Here is a 17,423-nt window from a genome sequence, read left to right on the forward strand (position 1 = left end):
GCAAGGGTGGGGCCACAAGCCGGCCCCCCTAGCCGGCGCCCCTAGCCAGCGCCACCATACGGTACGATGCATCCTGCTTCGTCCCTTGTCGTTTTCCGCACCATGGCCATCCAGTCCGATTCCCTTTCCTCTCGTCCCGACGCCCCCCGCATTGTGGCGCCGCAGCCGGTATCGCCCAACGAGGAATCGATCGAACGCGCCTTGCGGCCCAAGGCGCTTCAGGAATATGTGGGCCAGCAGCGCGCGCGCGAGCAGCTTGAAATCTTCATCGCCGCGGCGCGCAAGCGCGGCGAAGCCCTGGACCACGTACTGCTCTTCGGCCCGCCCGGGCTGGGCAAGACCACGCTGGCCCACATCATCGCGCATGAAATGGGCGTGCAACTGCGCCAGACTTCCGGCCCCGTGCTGGAACGCCCGGGCGACCTGGCCGCGTTGCTGACCAACCTGGAAAAGAACGATGTGCTGTTCATCGACGAAATCCACCGTCTGTCGCCCGTGGTTGAAGAAATTCTCTATCCGGCGCTGGAAGATTTCCAGATCGACATCCTGATCGGCGAAGGCCCGGCCGCGCGCAGCGTCAAGCTGGACCTGCAGCCGTTCACGCTGGTGGGCGCCACCACGCGCGCGGGCATGCTGACGAACCCGCTGCGCGACCGCTTCGGCATCGTGTCGCGGCTGGAGTTCTACAACGCCACCGACCTGGGCCATATCGTGACCCGCAGCGCGGGCTTGCTCAACGCCGTCATCACGCCCGACGGCGCGGCGGAAGTGGCGCGCCGCGCGCGCGGCACCCCGCGTATCGCCAACCGCTTGCTGCGCCGCGTGCGCGACTACGCCGAGGTCAAGGCTAGCGGCACCATCGACGCCGACGTCGCCGGCCGCGCGTTGGCGATGCTGGAAGTCGACCCCCAGGGCCTGGACCTGATGGACCGCAAACTGCTGGAAGCCATCATCCACAAGTTCGACGGCGGCCCCGTGGGCGTGGACAGCCTGGCCGCTGCAATCGGCGAAGAGCGCGACACCATCGAAGACGTGATCGAGCCCTACCTGATCCAGCACGGTTATCTGCAACGCACGCCACGGGGGCGCACCGCCACGCTGTCCACCTGGCGCCATCTGGGCCTGGCGCCTCCCGCCGGCACGGCCACCGGCAGCGGCGAGCTCTTCAACAAGTAGGCGAAGCGGATACCGGGTAGCAGGTACGGCGCAATCGGCGCGGCGGGTTTATGATCCTGGGGTTTCGACACCCCCGCGATCAAAGGACCGGATTCCCATGCTGCCCGAACTGCCTACCTATGATGACGTCGTGCGCGCCAGCGAGCGCCTGGCCGGCAACGCCCACCGCACGCCCGTCCTGACCTCTGCCACGGCCGACGCCATCAGCGGCGCGTCGGTCTTCTTCAAGTGCGAAAACTTCCAGCGCATGGGCGCCTTCAAGTTTCGCGGCGGCTACAACGCCATCGCGCGCCTGACGCCCGAACAGCGCGCCGCCGGCGTGGTCACGTTTTCGTCGGGCAACCATGCGCAAGCCATTGCGCTGGCGTCCAAGCTGCAGGGCGTGTCGGCCACGATCATCATGCCGCTGGACGCGCCGGCGGCCAAGCGCGCGGCCACCGAAGGCTACGGTGGCAAGATCGTCACTTATGACCGTTACACCGAAGACCGCGAACAGATCGCGCGGCGTATCCAGGCCGAAACCGGGGCCACGCTGATTCCGCCCTACGACCACGAAGACGTGATCACGGGGCAGGGCACGGCGGCCAAGGAATTGTTCGAGGAAGTCGGTGAACTGGATTATCTGTTCGTCTGCCTGGGCGGCGGGGGCTTGTTGTCGGGGTCGGCCTTGTCGGCCTTTGCGCTCAGCCCGCGCTGCCTGGTGTACGGCGTTGAGCCCGAAGCCGGCAACGACGGCCAGCAGTCGCTGCGCAAGGGTGAAGTCGTCCGAATTCCCGCCCCCAAGACCCTGGCCGATGGCGCGGCGACTACCCACCTGGGCAACCTGACCTTTCCGCTCATCCAGAAATATGTGCGCGACATCGTCACGGTGTCGGACGCGCAACTGGTCACCACCATGAAGTTCTTTGCCGAGCGCATGAAGATGGTGGTGGAACCCACGGGTTGCCTGGCCGCGGCCGCGGTCATGCAGAACGTGGTGCCGGTGCAAGGCGCGCGGGTCGGCGTCATCATCAGCGGCGGCAACGTCGACCTTCCGGCCTACGCCAAGCTGCTGGCGTCCTGACCGCCAGGCTGACACGCGAATGACACCCGTATGACGCGCATCAAGCGGCCCGCGCCTGGGGCTGCCGATGCGTGCTTGCGGTTGTGGTCCGTGCAAGGCAGAATCGGGTCTCGATCCTGACGAACAGGGGCTGCGGCATGCGTATCCTTGTCATCGGCGGCACCGGTTTCATCGGCCGCCATCTGATTGCCCGGCTTTCCGGCGACCTGCACCAGATCATCGTGCCTACCCGCCTGTTGGCGCGCGGCAGCGAACTGCAAGTCCACCCCACGACCACGCTGATCCAGACCGACATCCACGACGATGCCGCACTGGACCGCCTGGTCACCGGCTGCGACGTGGTGGTGAACCTGGTGGGCATCTTGCACGGCAACGTCGGCAAGCCATATGGCTCTGATTTTGCGCGCGCGCACGTGCATCTGCCGCAACGCATTGCGCGGGCGTGTCAGCGCCATGGCGTGCGCCGCCTGTTGCATGTCAGCGCGCTGGGCGCCGACTCGCAGGGCGACAGCATGTACCAGCGCTCCAAGGGCGATGGCGAAGCCGCCATCAAAAGCGAATTTCCATCCGGCAACGACGGGGGCTGGACCATTTTCCGCCCGTCGGTCATCTTCGGTCCGGACGACAATTTCACCAATATGTTTGCATCACTGGCGCGTTGGCTGCCGGTCTTGCCCTTGGCCGGCGCGCATGCGCGCATGCAGCCGGTGTATGTGGGCGATGTGGTGGCGGCCATGGCGACGGCGCTGGGCGATACCCACACCTGCGGCAAAACCTATGAGCTGGGCGGCCCGCAGATCTACACCCTGGGCGAGATCGCGCGCTTGTGCGCCGTCTGGAGTGGCAACCCGCGCCCGGTGGTGCCGGTGCCCATGGGGGTGGGGCGCTTGCAGGCGCGCCTGTTTGAGTGCATGCCTGGCGAACCGCTGATGTCGCGCGACAATCTGGATTCCCTGCGACGCGACAATATCTGCGTGGGGCCGATCGCGCCCGAATTGCATGTGGTGCCGACCGGCCTGGAGGCCGTGGCGCCCCGCTATCTGCAGCGCAAGTCTTAGCGCACCAGTGCTTTCAGCGCCTGTTTGATGCCATCGGACACGCCCACGCCTTCGGGCAGCGTCTTCAACGCCGACAGCGATTCCTTTTCCGAATAGCCCAACGCCAGCAGTGCGTTCAGGATGTCCGACTGGTTGTCCGGCGTGGCGTGCGAGGTGGCGCCGATATCCGCGCCGAGCTTGCCGCGCATTTCCAGCAACAGCCGTTCGGCGGTCTTCTTGCCGATGCCCGGCACGCGCGTCAGACGGCCGGTCTCCTGCAAGGTGATGGCCTGCGCCAGGTCGGCCACCGACATGCCGGACAGCACCGACAGCGCCGTGCGCGCCCCAATGCCGCTGACTTTGATCAGCTCGCGAAACGCGCTGCGTTCGGCCGCGGTGCCAAAGCCATAAAGAATGTGCGCGTCTTCGCGCACCGTCAGGTGCGTATACAGCGTGACGCGCGCGCCGGTCTCCGGCAGCGAGTACAGCGTGCTCATGGACACGTCGATGTCATACCCCAAGCCGCCCACATCCACGCAGATGGTGGGAGGCAGCTTTTCGATCAGGGTTCCGGTAATGCGTCCGATCATGGTGATGATGGCCTGGTAGCAATGGCGCGCGCGGAATGCGCGGCGAATGCGGGCATTCTATACGCGCAAGAGTCGGCGAGGCGGGTAGGGGGGATGTCCGGGCGCAGCGCTTGAACGCGGTGCGGCCTGGCGGGCAGGGAATCAGCCGATCAGGCGGCCGTTGCGGATGCGGGTCTTGCCGCCCATGCGCAGTGACGTGCCCAGTCGCTCCAGCTTGTCCTGCAAGGGCCCGACGTGCGCGTGGCAGATGGCGCAGGCCAGCGCGTCGGCGGAGTCAGGCGCGGGCACACCGTCCAGGGACAGCAGGTGCTGCACCATCATCTGCACCTGCTCCTTGGCGGCGCGGCCGGTGCCCACCACGGCCTTCTTGATCTGCAAGGCGGTGTATTCGTGCACCGCCAGCGAACTGTCCGCCAAGGCGCACAGCGCCGCGCCCCGGGCCTGGCCTAGTAGCAGCGTGGATGCGGGATTGGTGTTCAGAAAGACGATTTCAAGCGCGGCGACATCGGGTTGCGTGTCGCGCGCCACTTCGCGCAGATTGTCCAGAATGACTTTCAGGCGCTCGGCCAGCGTCAGCGCCGGCGGGACCACGATGGTCCCGCTGGCCACGTAACGCAACCGCGAGCCCTCGGCATCGATCACACCGAAGCCGGTGCGGCGCAAGCCGGGATCGATGCCCAGGACGCGCATCAGTGGCGGAAGTGGCGGGTGCCGGTCAGCACCATGGCAATGCCGTGCTCGTCGGCTGCGGCGATGACTTCATCGTCACGCATGCTGCCGCCGGGCTGGATGACGCAGGTTGCGCCTGCCGCCACCACCACGTCCAGGCCATCGCGGAACGGGAAGAAAGCATCCGACGCCACGGCCGAGCCTTGCAGCGTCAGGCCGGCGTTTTCCGCCTTGATCGACGCAATGCGCGCCGAGTCGATGCGGCTCATCTGGCCGGCGCCCACGCCCAAGGTCATGCCGCCGCCCACGAAGACGATGGCGTTGGACTTGACGTACTTGGCAACCTTCCAGGCGAAAGCCAGGTCGTTCATTTCCTGTTCGGTGGGCTGGCGCTTGCTGACCACCTTCAGCGCATCGCGCGGCACGTTGTAGGCGTCCGGGCTTTGCACCAGCCAGCCGCCGCCCACGCGCTTGATGTCGAATGCGTTCTGGCCCACGCCCATCGGCACTTCCAGCACGCGCACGTTCTTCTTGGCGGCCAGGATGGCCAGCGCGGCGCCGTCATAGGCAGGCGCCAGCAGCACTTCCATGAACTGGCCGCTGACGGCTTCGGCAGTGGCCGCGTCCACCGGGCGGTTAAAGGCGATGATGCCGCCGAAAGCGGACGTCGGGTCGGTCTTGAACGCTTGCTGGTAGGCGCCCAGCGTGTCGGCCGCCACGGCCACGCCGCAGGGGTTGGCGTGCTTGACGATGACGCAGGCAGGCGCGTCGAAGCTGCGCGCGCATTCCCAGGCGGCATCGGCGTCGGCGATGTTGTTGTAGGACAGTTCCTTGCCCTGCAGTTGGCGGTAGTTGCCCAACAGGCCGGCCGGACGCTGCGCATCCACATAGAAGGCGGCGGTCTGGTGGGGGTTTTCGCCGTAGCGCAGCGCCTGTTCCTGCTTGACCTGCAAGGTCAGCGTGCCAGGCCATTCGTTACGGGCCGGCACGGCTTCCTGAGCCGGTTCGGCTTCGGCCAGGCTGGTCAGGTAGGCGGCGATGGCGCCGTCGTAGGCGGCCGTGTGGGCATAGACCTTCGAGGCCAGCGCCAGTCGCAGGCCATAGGACGTGCTGCCGTTCTTGTCCATTTCGGCCAGCACGCGCGAATAGTCCACCGGGTCGATCACGACCGTCACGCCACCCGCTTCGGTGCCGTGGTTCTTGGCGGCCGCGCGCAGCATGGCCGGGCCGCCGATGTCGATGTTCTCGACCGCGTCGGCGAACGTGCAATCGGGCTTGGCCACGGTTTCACGGAACGGATACAGGTTCACCACCAGCATGTCGATGCGATCGATGCCCGCCGCCTTGATGGTGTCCATGTGCTCGGCGCTGTCGCGACGGGCCAGCAGGCCGCCGTGAATCTTCGGGTGCAGCGTCTTGACGCGGCCATCCAGAATTTCCGGCGAACCCGTGTGGGCAGCCACTTCGGTAACGGTCAGGCCGGCGTCGGCCAGCAGCTTGGCGGTGCCGCCGGTCGACAGCAGGCGCACGCCACGCGCGGCCAGGGCGCGGGCAAATTCAACGATGCCGGTCTTGTCGGACACCGAAAGCAGGGCGGTTTCGATTTTCATGGTGGGGGACGGGAGTCGGGCGGTGCGCCTTTCTCGTTCAGGTCAGGATGGGAAATCGGCGTGGGAAAGGGCAGTGCCGCCGGTGGCCTGCCCTTGCGTAAAAGCTATACCTGGATATTGTGCGCCAGCAACTTCTTGCGCAGGGTGTTGCGGGTGATGCCCAGCATTTCAGACGCGCGCGACTGGTTGCCGCCCGATCGCTCCAGCGCCACTTCAAGCACCGGGCGTTCGACGCAGCGCATCACCATGTCCCACATATCGTGGGGCTCGGATTCACCCAAGTCTTCGAAATAGCGCTCCAGGCTGGCGCGCACGCATTCTTCCAGGACATCTTTCTTGCTCATTTGAGTACAGATATTTTTATGTTGGTGTTGAGGCGGTCATGCCGCCAGCAGGGCTTCTGCGACCGGCGCCGGGTGGGGCTCGCCGTCGCGCGAGAGGGTATCGAACCAATCCGACACCGCCCGCCACTGGTCGCGGGTATTGTCGATCAGGTTCATGCGGGCGCAGAACGAATCCGCGCCCGGCAGGCCGTCCAGGTACCAGCCGATATGTTTGCGCGCCGTGCGTACGCCGGTGTGCTCGCCATAGAAGCGGTAGTGGTCGTCGAGATGTTCAAGCAACAGCTCGCGCATTTCCCCATGGGAGGGCGGGGCCAGTGATACGCCCGTGCGCAAATAGTGATCGATTTCGCGGAAGATCCAGGGACGGCCCTGGGCCGCCCGGCCAATCATGACCGCGTCGGCGCCAGTGTAATCCAGGACGTGCTTGGCTTTTTCAGGAGAGTCGATATCTCCGTTTGCGATCACGGGGATGCTCAGCTCGGCCTTGACGGCGCGGATAGTGTCATATTCCGCCTCGCCCGTATAGAGGTCGGCGCGGGTGCGGCCGTGCAGGGTCAGGGCCGCGATGCCGGCATTTTCGGCCAGCTTGGCCACGCGCAAGGCGTTGCGGCTGTCGCGGTCCCAACCCGTGCGGGTCTTCAAGGTGACCGGCACGCCCAGCGGCGCACAGGCCGACACGACGGCGTCCAGGATGCGGACGATCAGGTCTTCATGGCGCAGCAGCGCCGACCCCGATGCCACGTTGCACACTTTCTTGACCGGGCAGCCCATGTTGATGTCGATGATGCGCGCGCCCTTGCCGGCATTGAAGACGGCGGCCTCGGCCATCATGGCCGGGTCGGCGCCCGCGATCTGGACCGAAATGGGGGCGATTTCGCCATCGTGGTTCAGGCGGCGCGACGTCTTGACGCTGTCCCACAGCTTGGGGTTGCTGGCGGCCATTTCGGACACGGCATAGCCCGCCCCCAACTTCTTGCAAAGTTGTCGGAACGGACGGTCCGTCACGCCCGCCATGGGCGCGACTAGAACGTTGTTGGGAAGGGTCCACTGGCCTATGCGCATGGTCACATTTTAACCGGCTCGATCAAGCCCCCATTTTTCGAGGGTGCTCGCTTGGTAACAAGAAGGGAGAAATCAGGCGGATCCGGCCCCATTCCGGGGGCCGATTTCCGGACCTGTCTCAGGGCCGGATCGCGAGATCGGATAGCGGGGGGATCAGGTCCGAAAGCCCTGCAACAAATGCTGGGCCAGCGGGGCACGCAACGGCGAAGCCAGATCCATTCCCAGCAAGGCCAGCCCGCAGGCATGTTCCACCGGGGCCAGGCCGGTCGCGAACACGCGTGGCATCAGGTCAGTCAGGCCCGCGGTGATGGCGCGGTCGACATAGCGGGCCTGGGCAAACTCGGTCAACAGGGAAGTGGGGCTAAATTCGGGCCGGGCCAGCCAGCCGGCCAGCGTCTGGGCCAGCCTGGCGGCATCGCGCAAGCCCAGGTTCAGGCCCTGGCCGGCGACGGGATGCAGCGTCTGGGCGGCGTTGCCGATGGCGGCCACGCGCCCTTGCACCTGGGCGCGGCGGGCGGCCAGCGCCAGCGGAAAAACGTGGCGGGGCGCTTGGCTGGACAGCCGGCCCAAGCGGTCGCCAAAGGCGGCGGACAGCGCCGACGAAAACGCCGCGTTGTCCAGCGCGGCCAGTTCCCGGGCCCGTTCGGGCGCGCTGCACCAGACCACCGAATAGGCGTCCGGCGTCTGCGGATGAGGCAGCAAGGCCAGCGGGCCTTCGGAAGTGAAGCGTTCCCAGGCCCAGCCTCGGCGCGGCAGCGTGGCGTGCGCCGTCGTCAGTACGGCATGCTGGCCATAGTCGCGGCGCACATCAGTGGCGCCCGCGCCGTCAGACTGCACGGCAACCCGGCACAGCAGGCTGTGGTCCCCTTGCGTAATGTGCACGCCGTCCGCATCCTGGCGTTCGATCACGGCAGCCGGGCCGGACAGCACGGTGACACCACAGGCCGCCACGCGCTCGTCCAACTTGGCGTGCAAGCCGGAATAGGCCACCACGCTGCCCAACTGCGGCACGCCGAAATCCGTGTTCTGGATAACGGCGCGGCCCAGGCGCCCACGCTGCGACACATGAATGTTGCGGATATCGGCCGACCGCTCGGGCCAGGCCTGCAACGATTCCAGCAATACGCGGCTGCCGTGGTTCATGGCCAGCACGCGGGGATCCGCGGCAGGCACGGCGGCGGAGGCGGCGGGCGTCGGCGCGCTGCCGGCGAGCAGGGCGATGCGCGCCGGGTCCGGCGCCACACGCGCCAGCATCAGGGCCAGCACGCGGCCCACGGGGCCAGCGCCAAGAATCGCAATGTCGAAGGCGGATGCAGTCATGCCGGGATTTTAACCGTCCACTACAATCCGGCACAGCCAGCGCGGTCGGTCGCGCCTCACCCTTTACAGTTGATTCCCAGGTTGATCCCCCATGACGCAGGTTCAGCTTTCACCTTCACTGTCCGCCGCCCCCGCCCGACGTCCGCGCGGCAAGGTCGCCGTGGGGCTGCTGGCTTGTCTGTTTGGGTGGCTGGGCGCGCACTGGTGGTATCTGGGCCGCCGATACGCCTGGGCCGTGACACTGCTGGCCGCAGTCAGCCTGTTCTGTGCGTTCCGCTATTACCCGGTCTGGTACGACAACCCCGCCTTCTTCCTGTTGTTCATTCCGATGATCGACGGCTTCATTGAAAGCGCTGTCTTTTCGCTGATGTCCGACGAGAAATTCGACCGTCGCTACAACGCAGCCCATGGCCGGCCCACGTCCACGGGCTGGGGGCCGGTGCTGGTGGCGCTGCTGGCGTGCCTGGTGGGGTCGGTGGTGTCGATGTTCGCCATCGCCATGGTGGTGGTGTACGTCTGGGTAGCCATGGGCTGGCTGGACGGCCTGGTGCTGTAGCCCGCGCCTATTCGCGCATCAATGCCTCGATCTCGCTGGCTTCCACCGGCACGCCGCGCGTGATCAGTTCACAGCCTTCATCCGTAACCAGCGCATCGTCTTCCGTGCGGATACCGATGTTCCAGTAGCTTTCCGGCACGTCGTCAGCCGGACGCACGTAGATGCCCGGTTCAATCGTCAGCATCATGCCGCGTTCCAGCTTGCGCCACGGGCGATCGCCGCCTTGCGCCGGCCCGGGCTGGCGGTAATCACCCGCGTCATGAACGTCCAGTCCCAGCCAGTGGCCGGTGCGGTGCATGTAGAAGCGGCTGTAGTCGCCGGACTCCAGCACGCCATCCAGCGACCCTTTCAACAATTTCAAATCCAGCATGCCTTGCGCCAGCACGCGCAAGGCGGCTTCGTGGCCGTCGTTGAACGTGCGTCCGGGCGCGGTCGCGGCCGCGGCGGCTTGCTGGGCCGCCACGGTCAGGTCATACAGCGCGCGCTGCGGGCCGCTGTAGCGTCCGTTCACGGGAAAGGTCCGGGTGATGTCACTGGCGTAGCTGTCGACTTCGCAGCCGGCGTCGATCAGGACCAGGTCGCCGTCGCGCAGCACGGCTTCGCCGGCCGGGTAGTGCAGCACGCAGGCATTGGCGCCGGCGGCCACGATGCTGTTGTAGGCCACGGCCTGCGCACCGTGGCGGCGGAATTCATACAGCAGTTCCGCTTCCAGTTCGTATTCGTGCATGCCGGGACGGGCGACCCGCATGGCGCGCGCGTGCGCACCGGCCGATATCTTGGCGGCGCGCCGCATGGTGGCGATTTCGGTCGGGTCCTTGACCAGGCGCATTTCCGCCAACCAGGCGCGGACGTCCTGCTGGCGGGCGGGCGGCGCGTGGCCCGCGCGGCCGGCGTCGCGCGCGGCGGCCAGCCAGCGGTGCAGACGCCCGTCATTACGTTTTTCGCCCGCCAGCGGCGCATAAAGCGTGGGATGGTCCAGCATCAGTCTGGGAATCAACTCATCCAGCGCATCGATGGGGTGCGCATCGTCAAAGCCGAAGTGCTCGGCCGCCGCCTCGGGACCGAAGCGCTTGCCTTCCCAGATTTCATGTTCCACATGGCGCGGCCGACAGAACAGCAACGCGCGTTCGGTGGCGCCCGCGATCAGCACCAGCCAGGCTCCGGGTTCGGTAAAGCCGGTGAGATAAAAAAAATCGCTGTCGTGGCGGTACGGGAATTCGGCGTCGCGGTTGCGGATGGCTTCGGGGGCGGTCGGCAGGATGGCGATGCCGCCGCCATCGGCGCGCATCCGTTCCATCAGGCGTTGGCGGCGGGCGACGAACGGGGCGATGTCGGCGGGAGGCAGGCTCATGGCGGGCAGGGGCGCGAACCCCGCGAAAGATGTGGATGCGGCTTACTTTACCCCGCTATCGCGCGCAAACAACAGCGGATGTGCATTGCGCGAAGCCCATGCGGGATTCACTGGACGGCCCGATTCGCGCTGCTACAATCGCGGCTCTGTCATTGGGGAGTAGCCATCCTTTGTCCCCAAAGGAGTTAGCGTCAACAGACTTGGTGGTTCAGGGCCGCGTAGCGGTTGCTAGAACTCCATGGCGCTAACGGTTTCCATGCAAGCGGCATCGCCCGCCGCATGGATCAGCCAGGCGAGACCTTTGGCCGCGTAGCGTTCACCCTAGCCGGGCGAGCCGTTGCGTCGCGCCAATTGGTTTCTGCTCGTCCGGCTGCGTATCTATGTTGCTCACCCTGTTTCTGTTTTTCCTGTCCGCGGCAGTGATTTACTTCGCCTGCGAATTCTTCGTCAACGGCGTTGAATGGGTCGGACACCGCTTCCACCTGGGCGCCACCGCCACCGGCACGATTCTGGCGGCCTTTGGCACGGCGTTGCCGGAAAGCGCGGTGACTTTCATGGCGGTCGTCTTCGGCGACACCCCTGAACAGAAAGACATCGGCGTCGGCGCGGCCATGGGCGGCCCGCTGGTATTGGCCACCCTGGCCTACGCGGTGGTGGGTATTGCCCTGTGGCGCGCACGCCGCGGCGGCCAGCCGGAAAAAGCCAACTGTATTAACGCGGACCAACGCCGGTTGGCCCGCGACCAGGCCTGGTTCATGGGCATCTTCCTCTTCAAGGTGGGGCTGGGTCTGCTGGCCTTTGCGTGGAAGCCCTGGCTGGGCATCCTGTTTCTGGCCACTTACGGCATGTACGTCTGGCGCGAACTCAGCCATGACGAGGCGCGCGCCGACTGCGAAGACCTGGAGCCGCTCAAGCTGCGGCCCAGCGACACCGACCCGTCCATGTTCTGGGCCGCCACGCAAACCATCCTGGCGCTGGTCGTGATTGCCGGCGCCTCGCACGTGTTCGTGAACCAGATCGAGCTGCTGGGCATCGCCATGGGTGCGTCGCCACACGTGGCCGCCTTGCTGCTGGCGCCGGTCGCCACGGAGCTGCCCGAAATCATGAATGCGCTGATCTGGGTGCGCCAGGGCAAGGAACGCCTGGCGCTGGGCAATATCTCGGGCGCGATGATGATCCAGGCGACCATTCCCAGCTCATTGGGGATCTTCATGACGCCCTGGTTGCTGGATGCGCCGCTGCTGGCGGCCGGCCTGTTCACCATGTTGTCGATCGGTCTGCTGTGGCTGCGTTTCCGCCGCTCGGTGATGACGGTGCCCGCGTTGTCGGCGGTGGGCGGTTTCTATGCCTTGTTCGCGACCTATTTGGTGTGGCACTTCTACGCCTGACGCGGGAACGGAAAGACGGAAAAGCGGCGCAAGGCTGACACGCTTTGCGCCGCTTTATCTTTTTTGCGCCGTTGTGACGTTAAACCGCAAAAACCTTGTCCATCAGTGGAAACCCGCGTAAAATCCGTCCGTTATCCATCTCAGGAGCAGTCTTCGTGAATACCGATTCCGGCGAAAGTAGTCGATCTTGCATCGACATCGCTGTCTGACAGGAAACACGCAGAGCTCCATCTGCCGCATCCTGTCATACAGGTTGCGGCGTATCCCAAGCCCTGGGCTTCTACCCGGGCAATAGCGCAGGCCTTCGGCTTGCCGGGAAATTCCCCAACATAAACCGCCAGAACCGCCGCTAGTCGCAGCGTCAGCGTTCGTGCACGTCTTTTGTGCACGTTGCCATGCGCCGCGTCCGGCTGCTCGCGTACTCGCGATACCGCTCCCCATCTTGCAATGGAGGTCGTTATGCGTTTCTTCGACTTGTTCCTACGCCGCGCTGGCGTAGACCGTGCCACCGCCCTGAGCCGCCGTCGCGGCACGTCGCGTTTGACGGTCATTTGTCCGCGCGACGAATTGGGCGCCTTGCGCAAGCAGATCTGCCTGGACTTCAGCGCCGCCGGCCTGGACGTCTCGCAAGTGCAGGTCGACCAAGGCCGCGACCCGAACATGGCGTCAGCTTGCATCACCGTCAATTGCCCGCCCGAACTGCGTGCTGAATTGATGTCGCAAGCGCGCCGTCTCAGCGCCAACCCTGCCGTTCGCCACGTGCATTTCGGCGCGCAAGCCGCCGCGATGGCCGCTTGAACGGCACCCGTTCCACAGGAGAGATCATGCCTAGTGCCTTAGACCCCGACCCTCGATTGCGCCCTGTGTGTGGCGCCGGCATGACTGTCTGACCTGTCTTCTCTTCTGAGCCGACCGGCCGGACAGCATCCCGGTTCTGGCGGACTCCGCAGCAATGAATCCCCGGCCAAGGCCCCGTCTTTGACGACGGACGCGTCCCAGGCGCCGGTCTCGATTCCTAGCTAGCTCCTTTCCGTTTTCCGCACTCCGGCGCGACTTCACCGCGATCCGGACACCGGCAACGTTGCCCCGGTGCCTGCGCACGCCCATCAGGGGCGGCTTGACGGCTTTCAGCGTGAAAGTCGCGGCCCGTCGCTGTCCGCGTGCCTGGCCCAGGGTGGGCGCGCCCGTGTCTCCGACAAGAAATCAAACAAGAACCGGAGCACTCCGATGTTTTTCTTTCTGAAGTCTTTTTTTTCGTCCGCCGCGAGCCGGCGGCGCGCAAGCCGGCATTTCCGGCGCACTCCCATTCTTGAACAGGGCAGCCAAAACGGCGCCGTGTCGACGCCGTCCGAGGCCTCGCGGCAGGCCAACCGCCAGATGCTGGAACGGTCAAGCATGGGGCTGGATGCCTTGTTCTCACTTTTGGCCAGCGGCCGGGGCGGCCTGTCGGAAGCTCAGGCGCAAGCGGCGCGCGAACGACACGGCGCCAACGAGGTCGACCACGAAAAGCCGCTTTCCTGGGTTTCCCATCTGTGGCTGTCCTATCGCAACCCTTTCAATCTGCTGCTGACCGCATTGGCCGGTCTGTCGTGGCTGACCGATGTGCGCATGGCCGAGCCTGACGACAAATCGTGGACGGCGGTGGCAATCATCGGGTCGATGGTGGTCATTTCCACCGTGCTGCGTTTTGCTCAGGAATTACGGTCTAACCGCGCGGCCGAAGCGCTGAAAGCCATGGTGCAGAACACCGCCACCGTGCTGCGCGTGAACGCCGAGGCGCCGGCCGCCGGCAACGGTCGGCGATTGTTTGGCGCGCCCTTGCACGACTCCGGCTCGCACCAGATGGAAGTGCCGCTGGCCGAGCTGGTGCCGGGCGATGTGGTGCTGCTGTCCGCGGGTGACATGATTCCCGCCGACTGCCGGATCCTGAATGCCAAAGACCTGTTCGTTGCCCAAGCGGCGTTGACGGGCGAATCGCTACCGGTTGAAAAGCATGCCGTCCAGCGCGTAGAAACCCAGAACGCGCTTGAACTGGAAAACATGGCGTTCATGGGCACCAACGTGGTCAGCGGTTCGGGCAGCGCCTTGGTCATCGCCACGGGCGCCAATACCTATTTCGGCCAGTTGGCCGGCCGGGTGACGCAAGCCAGCCGCGCGCCGACCCAGTTTCAGCAGGGCATCAACCGTGTCAGTTGGGTGCTGATCCGCTTCATGCTGGTGATGGCGCCCATCGTCTTGCTCATCAACGGCTTCACCAAGGGAGATTGGCTGGAGGCGCTGCTGTTCGCGCTGGCCATTGCCGTGGGCTTGACGCCTGAAATGCTGCCGATGATTGTCACAGCCACGCTGGCCAAGGGCGCCTTGCGCATGTCGCGCCGTAAAGTCGTGGTCAAGCGGCTGGACGCCATCCAGAACCTGGGCGCAATGAACGTGCTGTGTACCGACAAGACCGGCACGCTGACGCAAGACCGCATCGTGCTGGAACGGCATACCGACGTCTATGGATCCAGCAGCGACGACGTATTGGCCTATGCCTATCTGAATAGCTACTACCAGACCGGCCTGAAGAATCTGCTGGACGTGGCGGTGCTGCAGCACGCGGAGCTCAAGCGCAGCCTGAACCTGGCGGCCAGGTACCGCAAAGTGGATGAAATTCCTTTCGACTTTTCGCGTCGCCGGATGTCGGTCGTGGTCAATGAAACCGAGAACGGCCGTGATCATCACGAACTGATCTGCAAGGGCGCGCTGGAAGAAATGCTGCTGGCCTGCACGCGGCTGCGCGTGGGCGACGCGGTGCTCCCGTTGACGGATGCGCGGCGCGCGGATATCCGGCGGGTGACGGCTGAGCTTAATCGCGACGGCCTGCGGGTGATCGCGGTGGGCGTCAAGGAGATGCCGCCTACGCAGTTGACCTATGGCGTGGCCGACGAATCCGACTTGGTGCTGGTGGGCTACATGGCCTTCCTGGATCCGCCAAAAGAATCGACCGGTCCGGCCCTGGCTGCGCTGAAGGCATCTGGCATCGAGGTCAAGGTGCTGACGGGAGACGCGGAACTGGTTACGCAGAAGGTCTGCCGCGAAGTCGGTTTCGACGTGCGCCGCGTCTATCTGGGCGCGGACATCGAGGCCATGGACGATGCGCAACTGGCCGTGGCCGTGCGTGAAGCCAATGTCTTCGCCCGGCTGACGCCCGCGCACAAAGAGCGCATTGTGCGCAGCCTGCGCGCGCAGGGCGACACGGTGGGCTTCATGGGCGACGGCATCAACGACGCGCCGGCCCTGCGCGCCGCCGACGTGGGCATTTCGGTGGATACGGCGGTGGATATCTCGAAGGAAGCCGCCGACATCATCTTGCTGGAAAAGAGCCTGATGGTGCTGGAGGACGGCGTGATCGAAGGCCGCAAGACCTTCTGCAATATGCTCAAGTACCTGAAGATGACGGCCAGCTCGAACTTCGGCAATGTGTTCTCGGTCTTGGTGGCCAGCGCCTTCCTGCCGTTCCTGCCGATGTTGCCCATCCATCTGTTGCTACAAAACCTGATGTACGACATTTCGCAAACTGCAATTCCGTTCGACAACGTCGACGAGGAACTGCTGAAGAAGCCACAGCAATGGGACGCGGACGGCCTGGGGCGCTTCATGGTGTTCTTTGGCCCGATCAGCTCGCTGTTCGACATCGCCATGTTCGCCATCATGTGGTTTGTGTTCCAGGCCAACGCGCCCGAGCATCAAACCTTGTTCCAGTCGGGCTGGTTCGTGGAAGGCCTGCTGTCGCAAACGCTGATCGTGCACATGATCCGCACACGCCGGATTCCCTTCCTGCAAAGCCGCGCGGCCTGGCCGCTGCTGGGCATGACGGCGATGGTGGTGGTGCTGGGCCTTGCGCTACCGTTCTCGCCTTTGGCTGAGTACTTCCAGTTGCAGGCCTTGCCGTGGGCGTACTTCCCTTGGCTGGTGGGGGTGTTGCTGAGCTATTGCGTGCTGACGCAGTTGCTCAAGGGTATCTGGGTACGCCGCTACGGCTGGCAATAAGACCGCGATAGGGTCACATCTGACAGGGCGGGCGCGGGTGTCCGCCCTGATAGGAGAAGAGCATGAAAAAAGCATTTTGCACCGCGCTCATGGCGGGCCTGAGCATGCCGCCGGCGCTGGTCGCCGCGGCGGCGGTCGAAGACATTGGTCTGCAGTTGTACGGCGTGGTTGACGCCGGCGTGACGGTAACCCGCGTATCCGGCCAAGGCAGCCAGGCCAGCGTCTTGAATGGGGGGCTGACGGATTCGCTGTGGGGCCTGTCGGGCACCGAAGATCTGGGCGGCGGCTGGCGTACTCGCTTTCGCCTGGAAAGCGGCTTCGATCCGTCCAGCGGCAAGGCGGAAGATGATGGCCGCCTGTTCAACTACGCGGCCTGGGTGGGCGCGGGCAGCGACCGCTACGGCGAGGTCCGCATCGGGCGCCAACACACCATCGGCCAGATCTATGGTTCAGCCTTGGAGATCGCCTCGTGGAAGGACATGGGCATGGGCGCCACGTTCAAGGCCTCGGACAACTTCCAGTTCAGCAATATGGTGAACGTTACGTCGGCGGACTGGAACGGTTTTCAAATCGGCGTCGGCTATTCCTTTGATGCCAACGACCAGAATCGTTTTCGGACCCAGCAGAACCCACGCGCCGCCAGCGCCGGCTTGAAGTTCGAAAGCGGCCCGCTGCTGGCCGTGGCCACCTGGGACCAGTTGCAACTGGCGGATTCCCCGGCAGGCAGTGGCAAGCGGCCCCGTGCCGTGCAATTGGGCGCGGCAGTCGACTTTGACGTGTTCAAGGTCTCGTTGGCCTGGTCGCGTCAGAAAAATGGCTATGTGGGCCTGAACGGGGGTGACCCCGACATGCCGGGCCAGGGGCTGGGTCCGGCCCCGTTTGTGCAGGGCGGGGCCATCAATGCCTGGCTGCTGGGCGCCAGCGTGCCCGTCGGCCCCGGCGCCGTGCTGGTGCAGTGGTCGATGGCGCGGCCCGACTGGCAATGGGACAACGGCATGACGGCGCGCAAGGCGCAGGTGGCGACCTTGGGCTATACCTATGCCCTGTCCGCGCGCACGACGCTCTACGGCTTTGCCGGCTATGAGTCCCACTACACGCTGGATACGCAGTTTGACCCCGCCCATTCCCACACCACGCGCGTCGGAGCGGGCGTTTCGCATCACTTCTGATCTTGCCGGCCCACCGGACCACGGGCCGGCGCGGTCTACTACAATTAGCGCACGGG

Annotated in this window: 15 protein-coding genes and 1 riboswitch; of the genes, 8 read left to right on the forward strand and 7 right to left on the reverse strand. The window is 65.2% G+C overall.

Annotated features, from left to right (window positions below; translation table 11 throughout):
• Positions 1 to 102: 102 nt before the first annotated feature.
• The 3 genes from ruvB (at position 103) to ELS24_RS05560 (ending at position 3,297) form a co-directional block, all read left to right on the forward strand.
• The gene (ruvB, locus tag ELS24_RS05550) at positions 103 to 1,176 is read left to right on the forward strand and encodes a Holliday junction branch migration DNA helicase RuvB (protein ID WP_050450393.1); all 1,074 of its coding nucleotides are present in this window, start codon (positions 103 to 105) and stop codon (positions 1,174 to 1,176) included.
• A 97-nt stretch (positions 1,177 to 1,273) separates the two neighbouring features.
• Positions 1,274 to 2,239: a threo-3-hydroxy-L-aspartate ammonia-lyase gene (locus ELS24_RS05555; protein WP_050450394.1), complete on the forward strand. Its 966-nt coding sequence runs from the start codon at positions 1,274 to 1,276 to the stop codon at positions 2,237 to 2,239.
• A 137-nt stretch (positions 2,240 to 2,376) separates the two neighbouring features.
• Positions 2,377 to 3,297, forward strand: coding sequence for a complex I NDUFA9 subunit family protein (locus ELS24_RS05560; RefSeq protein WP_127183621.1), 921 nt, complete (start codon positions 2,377 to 2,379; stop codon positions 3,295 to 3,297).
• Here the strand turns inward: ELS24_RS05560 and ruvA are convergent.
• The 6 genes from ruvA to ELS24_RS05590 form a co-directional block, all read right to left on the reverse strand.
• A complete protein-coding gene (gene ruvA / locus ELS24_RS05565; protein ID WP_127183622.1) occupies positions 3,294 to 3,866 on the reverse strand; it encodes a Holliday junction branch migration protein RuvA in 573 nt (190 codons plus the stop codon). The genes ELS24_RS05560 and ruvA overlap by 4 nt on opposite strands.
• Positions 3,867 to 4,007: 141 nt before the next feature.
• Positions 4,008 to 4,556, reverse strand: a complete 549-nt coding sequence (gene ruvC / locus ELS24_RS05570; protein WP_127183623.1) for a crossover junction endodeoxyribonuclease RuvC — start codon at positions 4,554 to 4,556, stop codon at positions 4,008 to 4,010.
• On the reverse strand, positions 4,556 to 6,145 hold the full coding sequence (purH, locus tag ELS24_RS05575) for a bifunctional phosphoribosylaminoimidazolecarboxamide formyltransferase/IMP cyclohydrolase (RefSeq protein ID WP_050450398.1): 1,590 nt from the start codon (positions 6,143 to 6,145) through the stop codon (positions 4,556 to 4,558). Before purH ends, ruvC begins: the two co-directional genes overlap by 1 nt.
• Positions 6,146 to 6,249: 104 nt before the next feature.
• On the reverse strand, positions 6,250 to 6,489 hold the full coding sequence (locus ELS24_RS05580) for a helix-turn-helix domain-containing protein (protein WP_006217670.1): 240 nt from the start codon (positions 6,487 to 6,489) through the stop codon (positions 6,250 to 6,252).
• 36 nt (positions 6,490 to 6,525) lie between these two features.
• The gene (gene dusB, locus ELS24_RS05585; protein ID WP_050450399.1) at positions 6,526 to 7,551 is read right to left on the reverse strand and encodes a tRNA dihydrouridine synthase DusB; all 1,026 of its coding nucleotides are present in this window, start codon (positions 7,549 to 7,551) and stop codon (positions 6,526 to 6,528) included.
• A 153-nt stretch (positions 7,552 to 7,704) separates the two neighbouring features.
• Entirely contained in the window at positions 7,705 to 8,871 is a 1,167-nt protein-coding gene (locus tag ELS24_RS05590) for a UbiH/UbiF/VisC/COQ6 family ubiquinone biosynthesis hydroxylase (protein ID WP_127183625.1), read from the reverse strand.
• Positions 8,872 to 8,962: 91 nt separating this feature from the next.
• Here ELS24_RS05590 and ELS24_RS05595 point away from each other — a divergent pair, with 91 nt between their 5' ends.
• Complete coding sequence (locus ELS24_RS05595) at positions 8,963 to 9,427, forward strand: TM2 domain-containing protein (protein WP_127183626.1); 465 nt, start codon at positions 8,963 to 8,965, stop codon at positions 9,425 to 9,427.
• Between the two features lie 7 nt (positions 9,428 to 9,434).
• Here the strand turns inward: ELS24_RS05595 and ELS24_RS05600 are convergent, their stop codons facing one another.
• Positions 9,435 to 10,778 carry an aminopeptidase P N-terminal domain-containing protein gene (locus ELS24_RS05600; RefSeq protein ID WP_127183627.1) on the reverse strand — a complete coding sequence of 448 codons (1,344 nt, stop codon included), beginning with the start codon at positions 10,776 to 10,778 and terminating at the stop codon, positions 9,435 to 9,437.
• A gap of 135 nt (positions 10,779 to 10,913) precedes the next feature.
• Positions 10,914 to 11,079: riboswitch (yybP-ykoY riboswitch) on the forward strand.
• Positions 11,080 to 11,158: 79 nt separating this feature from the next.
• Here ELS24_RS05600 and ELS24_RS05605 point away from each other — a divergent pair.
• The 4 genes from ELS24_RS05605 (at position 11,159) to ELS24_RS05620 (ending at position 17,367) form a co-directional block, all read left to right on the forward strand.
• Positions 11,159 to 12,166, forward strand: a complete 1,008-nt coding sequence (locus ELS24_RS05605) for a sodium:calcium antiporter (protein WP_050447312.1) — start codon at positions 11,159 to 11,161, stop codon at positions 12,164 to 12,166.
• Between the two features lie 459 nt (positions 12,167 to 12,625).
• On the forward strand, positions 12,626 to 12,964 hold the full coding sequence (locus tag ELS24_RS05610) for a hypothetical protein (RefSeq protein ID WP_127183628.1): 339 nt from the start codon (positions 12,626 to 12,628) through the stop codon (positions 12,962 to 12,964).
• A 429-nt stretch (positions 12,965 to 13,393) separates the two neighbouring features.
• Entirely contained in the window at positions 13,394 to 16,198 is a 2,805-nt protein-coding gene (mgtA, locus tag ELS24_RS05615; RefSeq protein WP_127183629.1) for a magnesium-translocating P-type ATPase, read from the forward strand.
• A gap of 62 nt (positions 16,199 to 16,260) precedes the next feature.
• On the forward strand, positions 16,261 to 17,367 hold the full coding sequence (locus ELS24_RS05620) for a porin (RefSeq protein WP_127183630.1): 1,107 nt from the start codon (positions 16,261 to 16,263) through the stop codon (positions 17,365 to 17,367).
• The last annotated feature ends 56 nt before the right edge of the window (positions 17,368 to 17,423 follow it).

The organism is Achromobacter spanius, from assembly GCF_003994415.1.
Lineage (GTDB): Bacteria > Pseudomonadota > Gammaproteobacteria > Burkholderiales > Burkholderiaceae_B > Achromobacter > Achromobacter spanius_C.